Source organism: Kribbella sp. NPDC048915 (genome assembly GCF_040649595.1).
In the GTDB taxonomy this organism is placed as follows: Bacteria; Actinomycetota; Actinomycetes; order Propionibacteriales; family Kribbellaceae; genus Kribbella.
Map to the genome: position 1 here is coordinate 1 of NZ_JBEZFT010000005.1, position 19022 is coordinate 19022.

Below are 19022 nucleotides of genomic sequence, written 5' to 3' on the forward strand. Positions count from 1 at the left end.
GGTAGTAGGCCAGTTCGCCGCTGGTGTTGTTGCGGCGGATCAGCAGCCGGCGCTGCCCGGCAGCGTCGCGGTCGGGTTCGATGCTGATCCAGGCCCAGTCGTAGAAGCGGGGGCCTTTGGAGCCGTCGCCTGCCGAGACCCTCTGCCACGCCTTGCGAGGCAGACGCGCGGCGAGCGCGTCGGCGCGGATCTTGCCAGCCTGGGTGTGGATCTGGTGGCTGCACGCGACCGCCAGCACATAGCCGATACCGCGGTCCTCCAAGGTCTGCCGCAGCTTCGGGTCACCGCCGTAGACCTCATCGCCTGTCACCCAGCCCGCGGTAACGCCCGCGTCCAGCGCACGAATGATCATCTTGGTCGCCAGCGCAGGCTTGGTCGCGAACTCCACGTCGGCCGGTACGCCTGCCTGGCTGCGCCGGTCGGCGTCGTCGGCCCAGACCTTCGGTAGGTAGAGCTCGCGGTCGATCAACGCGTGACCCGCACCGGTGGCATACGTCAGGTAGACGGCGACCTGAGCGTTCTCGATCCGGCCCGCGGTGCCGGTGTACTGACGCTGCACACCAACGGTATGCGTGCCCTTCTTGACGTCCCCAGTCTCGTCCACGACCAACACCGGGGCACGGCTGCCGAGTCGGTCGACGACGTAGCCGCGCAGCTCATCACGCACCGCGTCGTCGTCCCATTTCGCCTTACCCAGCAGGTGTTGCAGCCGATCGGGCGAGTCATGGCCAGCGTGCTCGGCCAGTGTCCAGCAGTTCTTCACCGGCAGATCCGACATCAACCCCAGCACCGCATCACGCGCCAGCCGCCGAGACTCCACCCGAGCGAACCGGCCCGCGATCCGCGCCAGCAGGCCGTCGAACTCCGTCTGCCAACGATCAAGGTCTATGCTGTGGCCCGCGGCCACCGCACGATGTTCTGGTTTCCACACAACTCCGGGATGATCACGCGGTGGCCGCCCCATGTCGCGCCACCACGCCCACAATCACGAAGTCCGGCTGCCGTACTAACTAAGCGGCATTGGGGTTGCCCCTTCAAATTTTGAGTGGGCAACCCTCCAGTTGAGGGGTAGCCCATTCAACTGGAGGGTTGTGCCCCGGCGTGACTAGGGTTCGCCAGGAAGGGCGACGGGGCGATGTCGATGGACACCGCGGGCGCTGCGTGGGCGGCTTGATCGCTGTCGCCCGGGTTGTTGCGGCAGCGTCCGTCGATGGCAACCGCGGGTTGCTGTGTGGGCGCGTTGAACGCTCGGGTTGTTGCGGCGGCCGTCGGCGAACACCCTGGGTTGGGTCGTCCGCGTTGCTGGGGTTGCTTTTGTTTTGGATGGCGGAGTGGGACGCTGGCTGGGTTTGGACTTGGGCGGAAGGGGTCTGAGATGCGGTTTCATCATGATCGGGAGCCGGCGGGGGACCTGACGTTCAGTGATGTTTTTCTGGTGCCGAACCGGTCCCGGGTGGCGTCGCGGTTGGACGTGGATCTGTCGACGAGTGACGGGACGGGTGCGTCGATTCCGGTGGTCGCCGCGAACATGACCGCGGTGTCGGGGCGGCGGATGGCGGAGACGATCGCGCGGTGCGGCGGTCTGGCGGTGATTCCGCAGGACATCCCGGTGGACGTGGTGTCCGAGGTCGTTGCCTGGATCAAGGAACGCGACCCGGTGCACGACACCGCGCTGACGTTGCCGCCGACCGGGACCGTCGGCGAGGCGCTGAACCTGCTGCCCAAGCGCAACCACGGCGCCGTGGTGGTGGTCGATCGGGGCCGTCCGGTGGGCGTGGTGACGGAGGCCGACTGCTCCGGAGTGGACCGGTTCACGCAGCTCGACGCGGTGATGTCGCGCGAGTTGCTGACGGTGCCGAAGGGGATCGATCCGGAAGCGGCGTTCGAGCAGTTGCACGACGGCCGGCACCGCCTCGCCCCGGTCGTGGACGAGAACAACGAGATCGTCGGCATCCTGACCCGGCAGCGCGCCCTCCGCGCCACGCTGTACGAGCCGGCGCTCGACGCGAACGGCAAGCTCCGGATCGCGGCCGCGATCGGGATCAACCGCGACGCCGAGCAGAAGGCGAAGGCGTTGCTCGAGGTCGGTATCGATGTGCTGGTCGTCGACACCGCGCACGGTCACCAGGAGCGGATGCTCGAGGTGGTCGAGCGGGTCCGTGCCCTCGGCCCGCAGGTGCCGATCGTGGCCGGCAACGTGGTGACCGCCGAAGGGGTCACGGACCTGGTCAACGCCGGCGCGGACATCGTGAAGGTCGGGGTCGGCCCGGGCGCGATGTGCACGACGCGGATGCAGACCGCGGTCGGCCGTCCCCAGTTCTCCGCCGTCCTCGAGTGCGCGACGCGGGCGCGTGAGCTCGGTAAGCACGTCTGGGCGGACGGCGGCGTACGGCATCCGCGGGACGTCGCGCTCGCTCTCGCCGCGGGGGCGTCGAGTGTGATGATCGGTTCGTGGTTCGCCGGTACGTACGAATCGCCCGGCGACCCGCACCGCGACAGCGAGGGCCGGATCTACAAGGAGAGCTTCGGGATGGCGTCGGCGCGCGCCGTCCGGTCGCGGACCGCCGAGGACTCCGCGTTCCAGCGGGCCCGCAAGAGCATCTTCGAGGAAGGCATCTCGACCGCCCGGATGTACCTGGACCCGGAGCGCCCGAGCGTCGAGGACCTGCTCGACTCGATCGTCTCCGGGATCCGGAGCTCCTGCACGTACGTCGGCGCCGCCAACTTGGCCGAGTTCCACGAGCGCGCCGTCATCGGACTGCAGACGGCCGCCGGGTACGCGGAGGGCAAGCCACTCGACACCAGCTGGCTGTAATCGTCTACAGCTGGTCTCATCCCGAGGATGAGACGGCGGGCATGGAAATTTCATACGCCGGGCGATGGTCACAGACGGCGATCGGTGGCACTTTGTAGTCAACAGGGGGAGGAAGGGCACCGGACCATCCGTCGGGGGGTCGGCGATCTCGCTGGGGGCAGCGGGTCCGATCGACGCGGGGGCTCACACAGTTACCGGTGTCCTGCTCGCGGTCGCGGGTGGTGGTTGCAAGGTCCGGCCGAGGCTTGGGAGGGCGACTCGGGGACCGGCATCCACCACCCGCGACCTCTGCATGCCCCTTGATCGCCTGCCACGGACGGCGCATAGTCGTGGGATCGATGCCGCACGATTCGGTGGGGAGTCGTCGCGTGGAGACTGACAAGGCCGCCCCGCTGCGGGTTGACGCGGAGACGGCGATCATCCTGCGCGAGGCGTACCACAAGATCGAGGCGCTGTTCCGCTCCGACCACTACGGTCTGTACGACTACGTCCGCGTCGTGGCCGGGAAGATCGCGCATGTCGACGCGTTCTTCGTCGGCTTCCTGCAGGGCAGCAGCCGGGTGCGGTACCCGTACGGATACGACGACGCACAGTACGTGACACCCGACACCCACATTTTCGGCCCGGAAGGGCAGACCGCCTGGCTGCTCAAGCATCGGCACACGTATCGGTTCGCCTACGACAACGGCGCGACGCTGCATGCCGGCATACCGCTCGGCGACGCCGGCCGACGGTCGAAGGACGCGGTCACCGTACCGATCTTCCGGCCGGCCAAGGACGGGCCGGACCAGCTGTTCGGGATGCTGTCGATGCAGAGCTACACCCCGAACTCGTACGACGACAACGCGGTGCGGGCTTTCGAGTGGTTGTGTGAGGTGGTGCAGCGGGTGCTGACCCGCGAGGGCGAGGACCGCGAGGCGCTGCGCCGGCTGCCGGCGGGTGATGTGGGGCCGAACCTGCTGACGTCCGACCACGTCATGGAGTACCTGACGCACCGGGTCGCCGCGATCCGGGAGACCGCCGTCGAAGCGCTCGGTGAACCAGACGTCAGCACCGCCGTGCAGACCCACCTGGACCGGATCGTCGACGCCGCCGAGCACATCCAGTCCGAGCTCATCGAGATGCTGATGGACACCGACGAGGCGCCCGAGCGCCGGTTCACCAGCCTCACGAAGGCACAGCAAGCGGTCGCACTACTGCTGGCCGACGGTCTCGACAACGACCAGCTGGCGGCCGAGCTCGGGGTCAGCCTCAACACCGTGAAGACGCACCTGAGCGCGATCCTGCGCAAGTACGGCTTCCGCAGCCGCTCCCAGGTGGCCGACGACGTCCGCAAGTACCTGGCCCGCTGAACGTCAGCGGGCCAGGCACCACTAGTAAGAGCGGGCCACGAAGGCGACCAAACCCGGCTCGTCGTCCGACAGCGGCAGTGACCCGTCGGCTCGCTGCAGGCAACGGACGGTGATGCCGGCCTCGCCCAGCCGATCCTCGCCCTCCTCACCGACAACGTCGTACGGCAGCCGAGCCCAGCCGTCCGCGGCCGCCTCGATCGCCTCGTCGATCGTCGCGACGGTCGTGATCCGGTCCGCCTGTCGCCGCGTGGCCTCGTCGAGCAGGTACGCCTGATCCGCCTCGAGCGCAGTAACCACCGTCGATGTCAGCGCGGACAGGTCGACGGCGGTCTTCGCCGAGTCGCGCAACCGCCGTACGACGGTGGCGCTGCCGGCGTCGAGGTCCCGCGGACCGACTTCAATACGGATCGGGACACCCTTGAGCTCCCAGTTCACCGCGCGCCGTCCGAATGGCTGATCGGTGCGGTCGTCCACGGTGACCCGAACGCCGGCTTCCTCGAGTTCGGTGCCGATCCGGCGGGCGGCCTCGATCGCCTCCTCCTTCACCGCGAGGACGACGACCTGCACCGGCGCGACCGCGGGCGGTACGCGCAGACCGGCGTCGTCGCCGTGGACCATGATCAGTCCGCCGACCATCCGCGTGCTGCTGCCCCAGGAGGTCGTCCAGGCGAGCTCGCGGCGACCTTCGCGCGACAGATAGGTGATGTCGAAAGCGTGCGCGAAGTTCTGACCGAGCTCGTGCGACGTCCCCATCTGCAGGGCCTTGCCGTCACCGGTCATCGCCTCGAGCGTCATCGTGTTGATCGCGCCGGCGAACCGTTCACGTCGGGTCTTCCGGCCGACGACCACCGGGACCGCCAGTACGTCGACCATCGTCGCGCGGTACACGTCGTACAGGATCCGGGTCGCGAAGGCGCGGGCGTCCTCGGCGGTGGCGTGCGCGGAATGGCCCTCCTGCCAGAGGAACTCCGTCGTCCGCAGGAACAGCCGCGGACGCAGCTCCCAGCGGACCACATTCGCCCACTGGTTCAGCAGCAGCGGGAGGTCGCGGTAGCTCTGCACCCATTTCGCCAGGTACTCACCGATCACGGTCTCCGACGTCGGCCGGACCACCGCGGGCTCCTCGAGTTGCTTGCCCCCGGCATGCGTCACGACGGCCAGCTCGGGGCTGAAACCTTCGACATGATCGGCCTCGCGCTGCAGGTAGCTCTCCGGGATCAGCAGCGGGAAGTACGCGTTCTGCGCGCCGGTCGCCTTGATCCGCCGATTCATTGCCTCCTGCAACAGTTCCCAGATCCCGTACCCGTACGGTCGCACGACCATGGTCCCCCGGACCGGCCCGTTGTCGGCGAGCTCGGCCTTGGCGATCACGTCCTGGAACCATCGGGGAAAGTCCGCCGCCTGAGTGGCGATCACGGATCGGGAAGCTGTCATGCGTCCTGAGTCTAGGAACAAACCCCCTGTCCCGGCGACGCAATTCCGGCCGCCGCACCAGGCCGCTTCAGGTCCGCACAACGCAACAGCTCCCGGTGCCCGCGGCACCGGGAGCTGCTGACGAAGCGATCAGAGCGTCGCGAGCGCGTCGTTCCAGGTCTTCGACGGACGCATCACGGCGGCCGCCTTGGCCGGGTCGGGCCGGTAGTACCCGCCGAGGTCGACGGGGTTGCCCTGTACCGAGATCAGCTCGTCGACGATCTTCCGCTCGTTGGCCGCCAGCGTCTCGGCGAGCGGCGCGAACGCCTTCGCCAGGTCGGTGTCGTCGGTCTGCTGGGCCAGCTCCTGCGCCCAGTACAGCGACAGGTAGAAGTGGCTGCCGCGGTTGTCGATGCCGCCGACTCGACGGGTCGGGGACTTGTCCTCGTTCAGGAACGTGGCCGTGGCCCGGTCCAGGGTGTCGGCGAGGATCTGCGCCCGCGCGTTCCCGGTCACCTGCGCGAGGTGCTCGAAGCTCGCCGCCAGCGCGAAGAACTCGCCCAGGCTGTCCCAGCGCAGGTAGTTCTCCTTGACCAGCTGCTGCACATGCTTCGGCGCCGAGCCGCCCGCGCCGGTCTCGAACAGACCGCCGCCGGCCATCAGCGGCACGATCGACAGCATCTTCGCGCTGGTGCCGAGCTCGAGGATCGGGAACAGGTCGGTGAGGTAGTCACGCAGCACGTTGCCGGTCACCGAAATGGTGTTCTCGCCGCGGCGGATCCGCTCCAGCGACACCTGGATCGCCGCTTCCGGCGCGAGGATCCGGATGTCCAGGCCCTCGGTGTCGTGGTCGGACAGGTACTTCTGCACCTTGGTGATCAGCACGGCGTCGTGGGCGCGGGTCTCGTCGAGCCAGAAGATCGCCGGGTCGCCGGTCGCCCGGGCCCGGTTGACGGCCAGTTTGACCCAGTCCTGGATCGGGGCGTCCTTGGTCTGGCAGGCGCGGAAGATGTCACCGGCCGACACGGTCTGCTCGAGGACGACGTCGCCGGCCTCGTTCACCAGCCGGACGGTGCCGGTGGTCTGTACCTCGAAGGTCTTGTCGTGCGAGCCGTACTCCTCGGCCTTCTGCGCCATCAGGCCGACGTTCGGCACCGAACCCATGGTGGCCGGGTCGAACGCGCCGTTCGCGCGGCAGTCGTCGATGACGACCTGGTAGATGCCCGAGTAGCTGTGGTCCGGCAGCACCGCGAGGGTGTCGGCCTCCTCGCCGTCCGGGCCCCACATGTGGCCGGAGGTACGGATCATGGCCGGCATCGACGCGTCCACGATCACGTCCGACGGCACGTGCAGGTTCGTGATGCCCTTGTCGGAGTCGACCATCGCGAGCTTCGGGCCGTCGGCGAGCTCGGCCTCGAACGAAGCCTTGATCTCGGCGCCCTCGGGCAGCGACGCGATCCCGTTCAGGATGGCGCCGAGACCGTCGTTCGGCGAGAGGCCGGCCTTGGCGAGCACGTCGCCGTACTGCGCGAAGGTCTTCGGGAAGAACGCGCGGACGGTGTGCCCGAAGATGATCGGGTCGGACACCTTCATCATGGTGGCCTTCAGGTGCACCGAGAACAGCACGTCCTCGGCCTTCGCCCGGGCGACCTGCGCGGTCAGGAACTCGCGCAGCGCGGCCACGTGCAGGACCGAGGCGTCGACGACCTCACCGGCGAGCACCGGAACCGACTCGCGCAGCACGGTGGTGGTGCCGTCGTCCCCGACCAGCTCGATCCGCAGCGCGCCGTCGGCCTCGATCACCGCGGACTTCTCGGTGGCGCGGAAGTCGTCGGCCTCCATCGTGGCGACGTTGGTCTTCGAGTCCGGCGTCCAGGCGCCCATCCGGTGCGGATGGGTCTTCGCGTAGTTCTTCACCGAGGCCGGCGCGCGGCGGTCGGAGTTGCCCTCGCGCAGCACCGGGTTCACCGCGGAGCCCTTGACCTTGTCGTAGCGGGCCCGGATCTCCCGGTCCTCGTCGGTCTTCGGCTCGTCCGGGTAGTCCGGCAGCGCGTAGCCCTGGGACTGCAACTCGGCGATCGCGGCCTTCAACTGCGGGATCGAGGCCGAGACGTTCGGCAGCTTGATGATGTTCGCCTCGGGGGTCCGGGCCAGCTCACCGAGCTCGCTCAGCGCGTCCGGGACCCGCTGGTCCTCCTGGAGGTACTCCGGGAAGAGGGCCAGGATCCGGCCCGCGAGTGAGATGTCCCGGGTCTCCACGCCGACACCGGCCTGGCCGGCGTACGCCTGGACGACAGGGAGGAACGAGTACGTGGCGAGCGCCGGAGCCTCGTCGGTGTGGGTGTAGATGATCGTCGAGTCAGTCACGGGCCCACCTTATCCGGCGGACGGTGGACCGTTACGTGGGCCGGATCACGCTCGGACCACGTCACTTCAGGGTCACTCCAGGTCGTCCGGATGGGCCAGGGTGATACCGGCGGCGACCGTGACCGCGCTGGTGAAGGTCAGCGTGTCGATCGGGGAGGACGCCGCCACGGTCGCTCCGGCCAGCGAGGCCAGGCCTTTCGCGCCGTCCCAGGTGCAGTCGACGAACACCGCCTTCGCCGCCTTGACCTGCGAGAACTCGACGCCGGACAGGTCGCAGCGGCGGAACACGGTCCCGGTCAGGTCGGCCGAGACCAGGTCGGCGCTCTGCAACCGGCAGTCGGCGAGCTCGACCTTGACGAACTTCGCGAACCGGAACGAGGCGAAGTCCAGCACGGTGTCGCGGATCGTGACGTGCTGCAGAACCGCGCCCGGCCCGGCGAACCCGATCATCCGCGACCCCGAGATCGCCACCCGGGTCAGCGCCACGTCCGACCACCGGGAGTTGGCGAGGTCGCACTGCGTGAGCTCGGTGTCGACCACGATCAGCTTGTCCAGGTCCGAGCCCGCGAGCTTGCTCCGGCTCAGCCGGCACCCGCTGATCTCGACGTGCTCGGCCTCGAGATCACTGAGGTCCACGTCCGCCAGGTCCAGGTCGGTCAGGCGCTCCTCGTCCTCGACGACCTCGGGAGCGGCGGCTTCGAGCTGGGTCCGTAGGCGTGGCGCGGCGATCTTCACGTTCTCGACCGTAGCCGCGACGTCCGACAACGGCGGACGTGCACCACTCATCAACCTGCCGCTCGGCGCGTGCCGCACGCTCACGTCGGGGACCGGGAGGGCCTGCGGGAGGAGTTGGTGAGTGGTGCAGGTCCGCTTCAGGAGCGAAGGTAGTGTGCGGCGGCGCCGATCAGGGCGGAGTGCTCGGTGTCTTTCGTCGCGGACGCGGGGAAGTCCAGGACCGACTCCACCAGGTCGAACGCGCCCGAGATCGAGCCGCCGAGGACCGTCCGGGTGACGCCGAACCGCTCCAGCCACGGCTTCAGCGCGCTCCCGAGGTCGGCGAAGCACTCCCGAAGGACGCCCTTCGCGGCCGCGTCGCCGGCCCGCGCCTGGTCGGCGATCTCCTTGACCCCGGGTGCCTGGACGCCGGTCGCCTCGGTGTGCCGGCGCAGGATCGCGCGGGCGGAGATCGTGTCCTCGAGCGGCCGGCCGGCGTACGACGTCTTGTACAGCTCACCCCCCGGCGGAACGGTGTCGCCCTCGCGCACCACGTGCCCGTCGGCGAGGAACGCCGTACCGATGCCGGTACCGATCGTGACGCCGACGCAGCGCTCGACGCCGCGGACCTCGCCGGCGGTCCACTCGCCGACCGCGAAGGCCTCCGCATCGTTCATGAACATCAACCGGATGCCCAGCGCCTCGGTCAGCGCGGCGCCCAGGTTGAACCCGTACAGCCGGTCGAACTTGCCCTGCCCGCGGTACCACGCGACGCCGGTGGCGAAGTCGAACGGACCGGGCAGCGCGACCGCGAGACCGTTTGCCAGTGGCAACTTCCGGGCCGCCTCGGCGAGCTGTGCGACCACCTCCTCGGGCGCCGCTTGGGACTCCAGTTTCGCCCGGTCCACCTCGGTCACCGTCCACGTCGCGGGCGCCACCACGGCCGCCGTGACGTGGCTTCCCCCGACCTCCAGCACAGCTACGTCCATTCGCACATCATCGCAGCCGCCGGGCTTTGTCCGTACAGTGACGTGGAGCGAGGGGAGACCGATGCCGATCGGAAGCGGGACGACGTCCGTCGTCGCGGCGCTGAGCGTCGCGGTGGTGGTGGGCGGTCGTGCGCTGGTCGGTGCCGGCGTACCGCTCGGCGTTCTGCCGCCGCTGGCGGCGCCGGCCGGGGTCTGCCGGCTGCTCGATCGGGTACGGCGGGTGTTCGCGCGACTGCTGCCGGAGGTGCCGGTGTTGCGCCCGATCCAGCCGGTCCGCGCGGTCGTCGGTGTTCTTGGATGTCTTGGAAGGTCCCACATGCCCAACAGATTCGCCCTGAGGGTTGTTGCAGTACTGACGATCGCCCTGGCCGCCGTCGTCGGCGCGGCCGGTGTAGCGTCGGCGCACGCCAAGCTCGAGTCGATGACGCCGGCCGACGGGTCGTCGATGGCCGCGCCGCCGACCAAGGTGGTCCTGACATTCACCGAGCCGGTCGGCCCGAACGGCACACAGGTCCTGGTGAAGTCGCCGACCGGGAAGAACGTCGCGAACGGCGCTGCCCAGATCGCCGACAACACCGTCACGCAGCCGGTCGGCGCGATGATCGAAGCCGGTCGGTACACGGTCGAGGCGCGGGTGGTCTCGGACGACGGGCACCCCATCGAGGTGTCCGGTTCGTTCACCGTCACTCATATCGGGCATCCCGCGACGGAGCCGGCCGGCGCGCCCGCGCAGGCCCAGGGCAACTCCAACGTCGTGACGATCGTCGCGATGTGCCTGGTGATGCTGGTCGTGGTGGCGTTGGCGGTCGTGATCGTACGGCGCCGTCCGGCCGCGTGATGACCGCTGCGCCGGCCCGGCGGACGCCGCTGGTCGTCGCAGCGATGGTTGCCGTTGGCATCGTTGTGATGGTGGTCGCGCTGCTGGCCGCCGGCGGGGCACCGGCGAAGCCCGCCGATGGTCTGCTCGGCGCCGGCCCCGGGGTGTCCTGGGCGGTTCCGGTACTGCGGTTCGTGGCCGATGCGGCGGCGGTGGCGACAGGTGGTGCCGTGGTCGCGGTGGTGCTGTTCTTGCCGGCGAAGGACGGGAAGCTCGGCGCGAAGGCGATCCGCGCTTGTCAGGATGCCGCTGTGGCAGCAGGGGCTTGGGCCCTCGCGAGCATCGGTGGTTCGGTGGCGACGGCGGCGGTGATTCTGGGCATCCCGTTGTCGCATCTCGCTGAGCACGCAGAGCCGGCCGGTCAGTTGAGTCAGGTCCGGGCGCTTGCCGTGGCCGTTGCGTTGACCGCCGTACTCGCCGTAGTTCTCAGTGGTACGAAGACGCTTCGGGGCGCTTGGATGGCCGCCGTACTCACGGTCGCTGCCCTGACGGGGCCGTTGCTCACGGGGCATGGTGCGATCGACGCGACGAGCTTGTGGTCCTTGCTCGCAACGACGTCTCTCGTCGTCCATGTTGTCGCTGCGGTTGCGTGGATCGGCGGGCTCGGCGCGGTACTGCGGTATGCCCGTTCGCGGGAAGCTGTCGAGGTGTTCAGCACGTTGGCGCTCGGGTGTGCGGTGACGATGGGCATCACCGGGCTGCTCACCGCGGAGATCCACCTCGACGGACGGCAGGGCGGGTGGGGGTTGATCACGCAGTGGGTGACGACCGGGTACGGCGCTCTCGTGTTTGCGAAGGCGGTGGCGTTCGTGGCCCTGGTCGCGGCGGGGTGGTGGCACCGGCGGAGGGCCCTGCCTGAGCTCGCCGGTGGTGATCCGGCCGTGTTCCGACGGTTTGCCGTCGTCGAACTGCTGGTCATGGCCGCGACTGTCGGGCTGGCCGTCGCGTTGGCGCGGACGCCGTAGGTGCTGGTCGGGCCTTCTGCCTGATGTGTGGGTCGGGTTCTGCCGGCGGAGGCGTGGTGGTGGCCGGGGACCGTGCACACCCATCCGGGGCCGTGCACATCCGTCTTGGGCCGTGCACATCCGTCTTGGGCCGTGCACATCCGTCCGGGGGCGTGCGCACCCGCCCGGGGGCGTGCACACCCGCCCGCGGCGGTGCACACCCGCCTGAAACCTTGCACACCCGCGCGGGACCGTGCACCCGATCCCGGGACCTTGGACAAGCAATAACCTGTCCACACCCACGCCGACCTGTCCACACCCACGCCGACCTGTTCAAGCCCGCGTCTTCGGCCCGCGTCTTCGGCCCGCGCCGGCCGGCGTGGCCGATCTCGTACGAGCGGATATCCGCGCGAGTTGGGGGTTCTCTGCTCGTGTACCGACGAAGAACCCCCAATTCGCGGGGTTATCCGTTCGTATGCGGTGCTGTGGATCAGCCGGCGGTGATCTGGTCGCGGTGGTCTGGTCGGCGGTGGTCTGGTCGGTGGTGGTCTCCTCGGCGGTGTTCGGCACGCGGTGATGGCGCGGCGTGGCGTGGTGGCGTGGTGGCACGCGGGATGGTGCGGCACGGTGCTGTGCTGTGCCGTGCCGTGTCGTGTCGTGGCGTGGTGTGGTCGTAGGGGTTCCGGGGTTCCGCCCCACGGTGGGTTCACCCACGGTGTTGTGGGTTCCGCACCGTACACACGGGTCAGGAACCCCACAACACGATGGGTGAACCCACCGTGCGGGGGCGTGCGTCAGCGTCCGGCTCGGACACCTGAACAGTTGACGGCGTGCACCGCAACTGCACTCTCGTCCCACCCATTCATCAGTCACGACAGCCTGCTAGTCGGTGACATGTCAACTTATGTCCGTACAATGGGCGCATGGTGGAACCTCGCCGGCTGAGCGAGCAGGAGGCCGCACTCTGGCAGTCCTATCGCGAGACGCATCGTGAGTTGATGCGTGCCCTCGAGGCGCGGATGATCGCGAACTCGGGTCTCTCCGGGGCCGACTACGCGCTGCTGCATCCGCTGTCCGAGGCCGAGGACGGCGTCCTCCGCACCCGCGACCTCGGCCGCTCCGTCGGTTGGGAACGTAGCCGCCTGTCCCATCAGGTCAGCCGGATGGAGAAGCGTGGCCTGGTCTGCCGTGAGGAGTGCACGTCCGACGCCCGCGGCTCGATGGTCCGCCTGACCCCGCTGGGCCGAAAAGCGATCGAGGCCGCCGCCCCCGACCATGTCGACGCTGTCCGGACCTACTTCTTGGACCGCTTGAGCCCGGCCGAACAGTCCCAACTGGCCACCCTGCTGAGTCGCGTCGCCACCGGCATTCCGGCCACCTGCACCACCCCTGAGTCCGACTGCGACTGACACCCCACCGGCCGTCCGGAGACGGTTGGTTTGGTGACACGCCGTTACGGCGGGCGGGTCCGATGGTGCCCGGAAAGAATGGTCACGTCGGATTCCGGATGCGCGCTGGGATTGACAATCGTTTTCACTAAGGTGAGGATGTGGCGCGTGTCCGAGGCTTTGAACAGGCGTGGGTTTCTGGGGATCGCGGGGGCTGCCGGTCTGGCGGCGTTCACCGGTTGTGGGGCTGACAGTGGCAATGCCGGCGGGTCTGGCGGCGGGTCGGCGCAGCCCAAGCCGGGCGGCAGGTTACGCGCGGTGTACGCCGGCGGCGGGGCGAAGGAGGTGCTCGACCCGCATGTGCAGAGCCTGTTCGTCGACATCGCGCGGCACAAGGCGATCTACGAGAAGCTGGTGGAGCTCGGCCCGGATCTGAAGCCGGTCCCGCGTCTGGCATCGCAGTGGGAACACGACGGTACGGCGACCACTTGGCGGTTCACGCTCCGCGACGCGACCTTCCACGACGGCGCGAAACTCGCACCCGACGATGTCCTCTACAGTCTCAGCCGGATCGCGGACCCCGCCGTACCGGACCGGGTCGCGCAATCCTCGCTGGCGACGCTGGATCTCAAGCGCAGCAAGGCGATCGGCGCCTCGACGGTCGAGCTCGTGCTGAGTCGACCGAACGCCGAGTTCCCCGCGTTGCTGGCCGGCATCGGCACGCAGATCGTCCGCGACGGATTCAAGGATCCGGCCGCAGCGATCGGCACCGGACCGTTTCGCCACGTGTCCTTCCAAGCCGGTCGCTCACTGGTCGCGTCGCGGTACGACGACTACTGGGACGAGCCCGCCTGGATCGAGGAGTTGCACATCCTGTCCGCGGACGCCGAAGCGCGCGCCAACGCCGTACAGGGTGGGCAGGCCGAGTACGCGAACGACATGACCGCCACTTTCGCGCGGACCGCCGAAGCCGGGCGCACGGTGCGCATCGTGGCCGCCAAGGCCAGCACGATGCAGGCGTTCGTGATGAAGGTCGACCAACCGCCGTTCGACAATCCCGACGTACGGCGCGCGTTCAAGCTGGTCGCGGACCGGCAGCGGCTGGTGGACGTCGTCCTCGCCGGGCGCGGTGAGGTGGGCAACGACCTGTTCGGCAAGGGATACCAGTACTACCCGGCCGATCTGCCGCAGGTGGAGCGGGATGTCGATCAGGCGAAGGCGCTGCTCGCGAAGGCCGGGCTGGCCGGCAAGGAGATCGAGATCTTCACCGCGGACGCGTCGGCCGGTTTTGTGGAGGCGGCGACGGTGTTCGCGGAGCAGGTCGCCGAGGCCGGCGTGCGGCTGAAGGTGTCGACCGGCAGTCCGCAGACGTACGCGAAGGACCTGCTGTCGAAAGGTGTCATCGGCAACCATCGGTCGGGCGCGATGCCGATCCCGCAGTACGTCACGGACCGGCTGCTGTCGAACTCGCCGTTCAACGTGACGCATTGGCGGCGGCCCGCGTTCGACGCGGCGTTCGCGGCCGCGCGGGCGATGCCGTCCGAGGAGGAGCGGTCGGCGAAGTACGGCGTACTGCAGAAGACGCTGCGTGCCGACGGCGGGATCCTCGCGTGGGGTCTGCCGGACTACCTGATCGCGGTGTCGGCGAGTGTGCAGGGAGTGCAGGCGGTGCCGCCGAACACCCTGGACCAGGGCCGGTTCGACAAGGTGTGGCTGGCCTGAATGCGGTCGTACGCCGTTCAGCGGGCGGGCCTCGCGATCTTCCAGCTGGCTGTGCTGTCGGTGCTCGTGTTCGGGCTGACGTCGCTGCTTCCGGGGGATGCCGCCGACCTGCGGTTCGACGAGCGGTTGACGCCCGAACAGGTCGCGGCACTGCGGAGCGAGCTCGGTCTGGACCGTTCGGCGCCGGAGCGGTTCGTGCACTGGTTGGGCAATGTGGTGACCGGCGATCTCGGCACGTCGCTGATCAGCGGCGGTCCGGTGGCCGGCATCGTCCGGGACTCGATCGGCGCGACGCTCGTGCTGACAGTGGCAACCCTGGCGGTCGTCGTACCGCTGGCTGTTGCCCTCGGCATCGTGATGGGCACCCGGGAGAACGGACGGATCGATCGCGCGATCACCTCGGTCACGCTGGCGATGTCCGCGATTCCGGACTTCGTGATCGCCGTGGTGCTGGTGGCGGTGTTCGCACTGAAGCTCGGCTGGTTGCCCGCGACGTGGGTGGGCGGCGATCTGCTGGCCACACCGGCGCTGCTGATCCTCCCGATCGGCGTACTGCTCGGACGGACCGTCTGTCTCTTGTCGCGTCAGGTCCGCGCCGGAACGGTCGCCGCGTTGAACGCCGAGTACGTGACGCAGGCGCGCCGGCTTGGTGTTCCGCGACGGCAGCTGTTGTTGCGTCACGTGCTCCCGAACGCCGCCGTACCCGGAGTGCAGGAGCTGGCGAGGACCGGCGACACCCTGCTCGGGGGAGTGCTGGTCGTCGAGGCGATCTTCGCGATCCCGGGCTTCGCGACGGCGCTCGTGGACGGCGTGGAGACGCGGGACGTCCCGACCGTGCAGGGCCTCACGTTGGTGCTGGCGGTTGCCGCGCTGCTGATCAACCTCGGGGCGGACCTGGTGTGCAATCGGCTCGTGCCGCGCACCGAGGCCTTCCGATGAGCAGGCGATCCGTGTCGCTCACGGTCGCGGCCGCGCTGGTCGTCGTACCGCTGACGGTGGCGGTGCTGGGACCGTTCCTGCCGTACGACGATGCCGGCGGTGGGCTGCCGTACTCGTCCGAAGGACCGCTCGGAACGGACGGACTGGGTCGGGATGTCCTGAGTCTGTTGCTCGTCGGCGGTCGGACGGCGTTGGGGATGGCGTTCGGCGCGGTTGCGCTGGCGTACCTCGTCGGCGGGTTGATCGGGCTGACCGCGGCGTCGACGCGGCACCGATGGGTGGACGAAGGGCTGATGCGGCCCCTCGACGTATTGCTGCCGCTGCCGTCCCTCCTGGTGATCAGCGTGGTCGCCGTCGGCTGGCAGGCGTCCGCGCCGGCCATCACCGTGGCCGTCGCGATGGTCAACGTACCGACGGTCGCCCGCCTCGTCCGGGCAGCCGCGTTGGATGCGGCCAGTGGGCCTGTGGTCGAGGCGCTGCGGATGCAACGGGAGTCGTGGTTCGTCATTCAACTCGGGTACGTCGGCCGCTCGGTCCTCGGTCCGGCCGCGGCGGATCTCGGCACCCGGATCACGTTGGCGGTGTTTCTCGTTGCCTCGGTCAACTTCCTCGGACTCGGTCTCAGTCCGACCGCGCCGGATTGGGCGGTGAGCGTTTCGCGCAACCGTGAGGGTTTGCTGCTGCAGCCGTGGTCGGTGCTTGCACCCGCGTTGCTGCTCGTCTCCTTCACGCTCGGGTTCAACCTGCTCGCCGATCGGCTGGTCCATCGGTCACGGCGGCTCGTCGAGGTGGCGCGATGACGGCTCTGGTGAGTGTCCGCGGATTGTCGGCCACGGCGGGGGCGGCGGTGCTGGTGGACGACATCTCGTTCGAGGTCGCGGCGGGTGCGGTGACCGCGTTGGTCGGTGCTTCCGGTTCCGGGAAGACAACCTCGGCCTTGGCGTTGCTCGGTGAGCACGGGGACGGCGTGCGGCTGACCGGGCGGATCGAGATCGCCGGGCAGTTGGTTGTCGACGGCAATGGAGTGTGCGCTGCAGCGTCCGGGATGCGGGGGCGAGTGGTTGCCTACATGCCGCAGCATCCAGGCAGCGCGCTGAACCCGGCGCGCAGGATCGGGGCGACGCTGCGCGAACTCGCGAAGCTGCACGGCGGCGATGTCGACGAGGCGATCCGGGCGGCGCAGTTGCCGGCCGACCCACGGACAGTAAAACGTTTTCCGCATCAGTTCTCCGGCGGTCAGCGGCAGCGGGTCGCGCTCGCGCAGACCCTCGCCTGCCGACCGAGGGTGCTGGTCCTGGACGAGCCCAGCACCGGGCTGGACTCCATCACCCGGTTTCAGTTGGTGCACGAACTGCAGACCCTCGCGTCCGACGGGCTGGGCATTCTGCTGCTGAGTCACGATCTGGCGCTGGTTCGTGCGCTGGCCGCGCGCGTCGTCGTGCTGGATGCGGGGCGGGTGATCGCGGCAGGCGGGCCCGACGTACTCCCGGAGACTCAACAGCTTTCGGAGCCGGAAACCAAGGAACCGGGAACCAAGGAGCCGGGCCAACCGTTGCTGAAGGCAATGAACCTGTCTGCTGCGGTGCGTCGTCGAGGCCGCGAGGTCGTCCTGCACGACGTCGGCCTCGCCGTGCGGGCCGGCGGCTGCCTCGGGATCGTCGGGCGGTCCGGCAGCGGGAAGACCACGTTGGCCCGCTGCTTGGCCGGGCTGCACGAGCGGTACACCGGGACGATCCTGCTGGACGACGAACCGCTGCCGGTGCTGCGCAGGCGCAGTCGCGAGCAGCATCGGCGGGTGCAGTACGTCTGGCAGGAGGTTCGCGGTTCCTTCGACGAGCGGCGTCCCGTGGACCATCAGGTCGCCCGTACGGCGCAGCGCCTGCGCGGTGTCTCGCCGGACCAGGCGCACGACGAGGCCGTCGCCACGCTCGCTCGCCTGGGTGTCGCCGCAGCCACGGCCGCGCGTCCGCCCAGCCGCCTGTCCGGCGGTGAACTGCAGCGCGCCGCCCTCGCCCGGGCGGTGCTCGCCGACCCCGACGTCCTGATCTGCGACGAGATCACCACCGCGCTCGACGAACGCGGTACGACGCTCGTCCTGGACCTGCTGTACGAGCTGAGAGACCGCGGCACGGCGTTGATCTGGATCGGTCACGACCTGCGCCTGGTCGGCGCTGTCGCGGACGACGTCCTGGTTCTCGACGCCGGCCGAGTCGTCGAGCAAGGCTCGCCGGCGTCGATCACGACCGCGCCACACCATCCCCTGACTCAGCATCTGGTGGCCGCCGCTCACCTCGACGCCGGGAGTACCGGCGAGAGGGAGCCCGTTGAAGCTGCCGTGCTCAGTGAAGCTCCGCCCGTGACAACCATCAACTCGAGGAGCGAACCGCGCCGATGACGCGACTGCACGACCACCTGGCGGAGGCCATCAAGGACCCCGACCCGATCCGGGTCCGTTCCGGATCAGGTGACAACGATCTGATCTGCTTGCGGTTCGAGACCATGAAGGTGTACTCCGCGCTCGGCGCCGTACGCCACCTGCTGGAAACCGGGCGGATCCGGCCGGGCGACACGCTGATCGACAGCTCGAGCGGGATCTACGCGCACGCGCTGGCGCTCGCCTGTCACCGCTACGGGATGAAGTGCCACATCGTCGGCTCGACCACCGTCGACCGGACGCTGAAGATCCAACTCGAGATCCTCGGTGCGACCGTCGAGCAGGTGCCGTCGTCGAACAACCTGCAGCTCGACCAGAACCTCCGGGTCCGCCGGATCGGAGAGATCCTCCGCGACAACCCGACCTACCACTGGATGCAGCAGTACCACGACGACATCCACTACCTCGGGTACGGCGCCGTCGCCGATCTCGTGGATCGTCTGGTGCCGTCCGGACCGTTGTGTCTGGTGGGTGGTGTCGGCACCGGGGCGTCCACCGGTGCGATCGCGGCGTACCTGCGGGAACGGGGTCGCGACGTGAACCTGGTCGGCGTGCAGCCGTTCGGCAGCATCACGTTCGGCGCCGGGCATACGCAGGACCCGGAAATGATCATCGCCGGCATCGGCAGCTCGATCGAGTTCCGCAACGTCCGGCACGAACTGTACGACCGGCTGCACTGGGTCTCGTTCGACTACGCGATGTCGGCGGCGGTCGACCTGCTCCGGACGTCGGGTGTCTTCGCGGGGTTGTCGGCGGGTGCGGCGTACCTGTCCGCGCTGTGGGAGCACAACTGCGACAGCGATCGCAAACACGTGTTTCTGGCCGCGGACACCGGCACGCGGTACGTCGAGAGTGCGTTCGCCCGGCATGCCGAGGCGCGGCCGATGGCGTCGATGCGGCCGCGCGAGATCGACTCGCTGGACGACCTCGCGGTGCCGTGGTCGGCGATGTCCTGGGACCGCCGCGAGTCGGCGGCACACCAGCGCGCAGAGCTTCCATCTGCGACTCCGTCGCATTAGTCTGGAGTTGTGCCCAGGAAGGTGCCGCTCCCCACTGTCCGCCCAGCAG

At 69.1% G+C, this 19022-nt stretch carries 15 protein-coding genes; 10 read left to right on the forward strand and 5 right to left on the reverse strand.

Annotated features, from left to right (window positions below; translation table 11 throughout):
- On the reverse strand, window positions 1-850 hold an 850-nt coding region (locus tag AB0B82_RS04235; protein WP_360162632.1), incomplete at its 3' end, for an IS701 family transposase.
- A gap of 525 nt (window positions 851-1375) precedes the next feature.
- Between AB0B82_RS04235 and AB0B82_RS04240 the strand changes: the two genes are divergently transcribed.
- Window positions 1376-2815, forward strand: a complete 1440-nt coding sequence (locus AB0B82_RS04240; protein ID WP_360162321.1) for a GuaB1 family IMP dehydrogenase-related protein — start codon at window positions 1376-1378, stop codon at window positions 2813-2815.
- A 368-nt stretch (window positions 2816-3183) separates the two neighbouring features.
- Window positions 3184-4167, forward strand: coding sequence for a LuxR C-terminal-related transcriptional regulator (locus AB0B82_RS04245; RefSeq protein WP_360162323.1), 984 nt, complete (start codon window positions 3184-3186; stop codon window positions 4165-4167).
- A gap of 21 nt (window positions 4168-4188) precedes the next feature.
- Here the strand turns inward: AB0B82_RS04245 and proS are convergent, their stop codons facing one another.
- The 4 genes from proS to AB0B82_RS04265 form a co-directional block, all read right to left on the reverse strand.
- The gene (gene proS, locus AB0B82_RS04250; protein WP_360162325.1) at window positions 4189-5601 is read right to left on the reverse strand and encodes a proline--tRNA ligase; all 1413 of its coding nucleotides are present in this window, start codon (window positions 5599-5601) and stop codon (window positions 4189-4191) included.
- A 129-nt stretch (window positions 5602-5730) separates the two neighbouring features.
- Window positions 5731-7947 (reverse strand): NADP-dependent isocitrate dehydrogenase, encoded by a 2217-nt coding sequence (locus AB0B82_RS04255; RefSeq protein WP_360162327.1) that lies wholly within the window; start codon window positions 7945-7947, stop codon window positions 5731-5733.
- Window positions 7948-8019: 72 nt separating this feature from the next.
- The gene (locus AB0B82_RS04260; protein WP_360162329.1) at window positions 8020-8733 is read right to left on the reverse strand and encodes a pentapeptide repeat-containing protein; all 714 of its coding nucleotides are present in this window, start codon (window positions 8731-8733) and stop codon (window positions 8020-8022) included.
- Window positions 8734-8819: 86 nt separating this feature from the next.
- Entirely contained in the window at window positions 8820-9650 is an 831-nt protein-coding gene (locus AB0B82_RS04265) for an ROK family protein (RefSeq protein ID WP_360162331.1), read from the reverse strand.
- Window positions 9651-9711: 61 nt separating this feature from the next.
- Between AB0B82_RS04265 and AB0B82_RS04270 the strand changes: the two genes are divergently transcribed.
- The 8 genes from AB0B82_RS04270 to AB0B82_RS04305 all read left to right on the forward strand — a co-directional run bounded on the left by AB0B82_RS04270 (window position 9712) and on the right by AB0B82_RS04305 (window position 18973).
- On the forward strand, window positions 9712-10488 hold the full coding sequence (locus tag AB0B82_RS04270) for a copper resistance CopC family protein (RefSeq protein ID WP_360162333.1): 777 nt from the start codon (window positions 9712-9714) through the stop codon (window positions 10486-10488).
- Complete coding sequence (locus AB0B82_RS04275) at window positions 10488-11492, forward strand: CopD family protein (protein WP_360162335.1); 1005 nt, start codon at window positions 10488-10490, stop codon at window positions 11490-11492. The genes AB0B82_RS04270 and AB0B82_RS04275 overlap by 1 nt, the downstream gene beginning before the upstream one ends.
- A 902-nt stretch (window positions 11493-12394) precedes the next feature.
- Window positions 12395-12880 (forward strand): MarR family winged helix-turn-helix transcriptional regulator, encoded by a 486-nt coding sequence (locus AB0B82_RS04280; RefSeq protein WP_360162337.1) that lies wholly within the window; start codon window positions 12395-12397, stop codon window positions 12878-12880.
- Between the two features lie 297 nt (window positions 12881-13177).
- Window positions 13178-14581, forward strand: a complete 1404-nt coding sequence (locus AB0B82_RS04285; protein ID WP_360162339.1) for an ABC transporter substrate-binding protein — start codon at window positions 13178-13180, stop codon at window positions 14579-14581.
- Window positions 14582-15520: an ABC transporter permease gene (locus tag AB0B82_RS04290; protein WP_360162341.1), complete on the forward strand. Its 939-nt coding sequence runs from the start codon at window positions 14582-14584 to the stop codon at window positions 15518-15520.
- Window positions 15517-16320 carry an ABC transporter permease subunit gene (locus AB0B82_RS04295; protein ID WP_360162343.1) on the forward strand — a complete coding sequence of 268 codons (804 nt, stop codon included), beginning with the start codon at window positions 15517-15519 and terminating at the stop codon, window positions 16318-16320. The genes AB0B82_RS04290 and AB0B82_RS04295 overlap by 4 nt, the downstream gene beginning before the upstream one ends.
- A complete protein-coding gene (locus AB0B82_RS04300; RefSeq protein ID WP_360162345.1) occupies window positions 16317-17915 on the forward strand; it encodes an ATP-binding cassette domain-containing protein in 1599 nt (532 codons plus the stop codon). Before AB0B82_RS04295 ends, AB0B82_RS04300 begins: the two co-directional genes overlap by 4 nt.
- Window positions 17912-18973, forward strand: coding sequence for a pyridoxal-phosphate dependent enzyme (locus tag AB0B82_RS04305; protein WP_360162347.1), 1062 nt, complete (start codon window positions 17912-17914; stop codon window positions 18971-18973). Before AB0B82_RS04300 ends, AB0B82_RS04305 begins: the two co-directional genes overlap by 4 nt.
- Window positions 18974-19022: the final 49 nt, after the last annotated feature.

Bases quoted from the DNA above. Each gene is read 5' to 3' on its own strand.
- proS (WP_360162325.1), bottom strand. From the start codon at position 5,601: ATGACAGCTTCCCGATCCGTGATCGCCACTCAGGCGGCGGACTTTCCC.
- AB0B82_RS04290 (WP_360162341.1), top strand. From the start codon at position 14,582: ATGCGGTCGTACGCCGTTCAGCGGGCGGGCCTCGCGATCTTCCAGCTG.
- AB0B82_RS04275 (WP_360162335.1), top strand. From the start codon at position 10,488: ATGACCGCTGCGCCGGCCCGGCGGACGCCGCTGGTCGTCGCAGCGATG.
- AB0B82_RS04300 (WP_360162345.1), top strand. From the start codon at position 16,317: ATGACGGCTCTGGTGAGTGTCCGCGGATTGTCGGCCACGGCGGGGGCG.
- AB0B82_RS04270 (WP_360162333.1), top strand. From the start codon at position 9,712: ATGCCGATCGGAAGCGGGACGACGTCCGTCGTCGCGGCGCTGAGCGTC.
- AB0B82_RS04305 (WP_360162347.1), top strand. From the start codon at position 17,912: ATGACGCGACTGCACGACCACCTGGCGGAGGCCATCAAGGACCCCGAC.
- AB0B82_RS04295 (WP_360162343.1), top strand. From the start codon at position 15,517: ATGAGCAGGCGATCCGTGTCGCTCACGGTCGCGGCCGCGCTGGTCGTC.
- AB0B82_RS04280 (WP_360162337.1), top strand. From the start codon at position 12,395: ATGGTGGAACCTCGCCGGCTGAGCGAGCAGGAGGCCGCACTCTGGCAG.
- AB0B82_RS04240 (WP_360162321.1), top strand. From the start codon at position 1,376: ATGCGGTTTCATCATGATCGGGAGCCGGCGGGGGACCTGACGTTCAGT.
- AB0B82_RS04265 (WP_360162331.1), bottom strand. From the start codon at position 9,650: ATGGACGTAGCTGTGCTGGAGGTCGGGGGAAGCCACGTCACGGCGGCC.
- AB0B82_RS04260 (WP_360162329.1), bottom strand. From the start codon at position 8,733: ATGAGTGGTGCACGTCCGCCGTTGTCGGACGTCGCGGCTACGGTCGAG.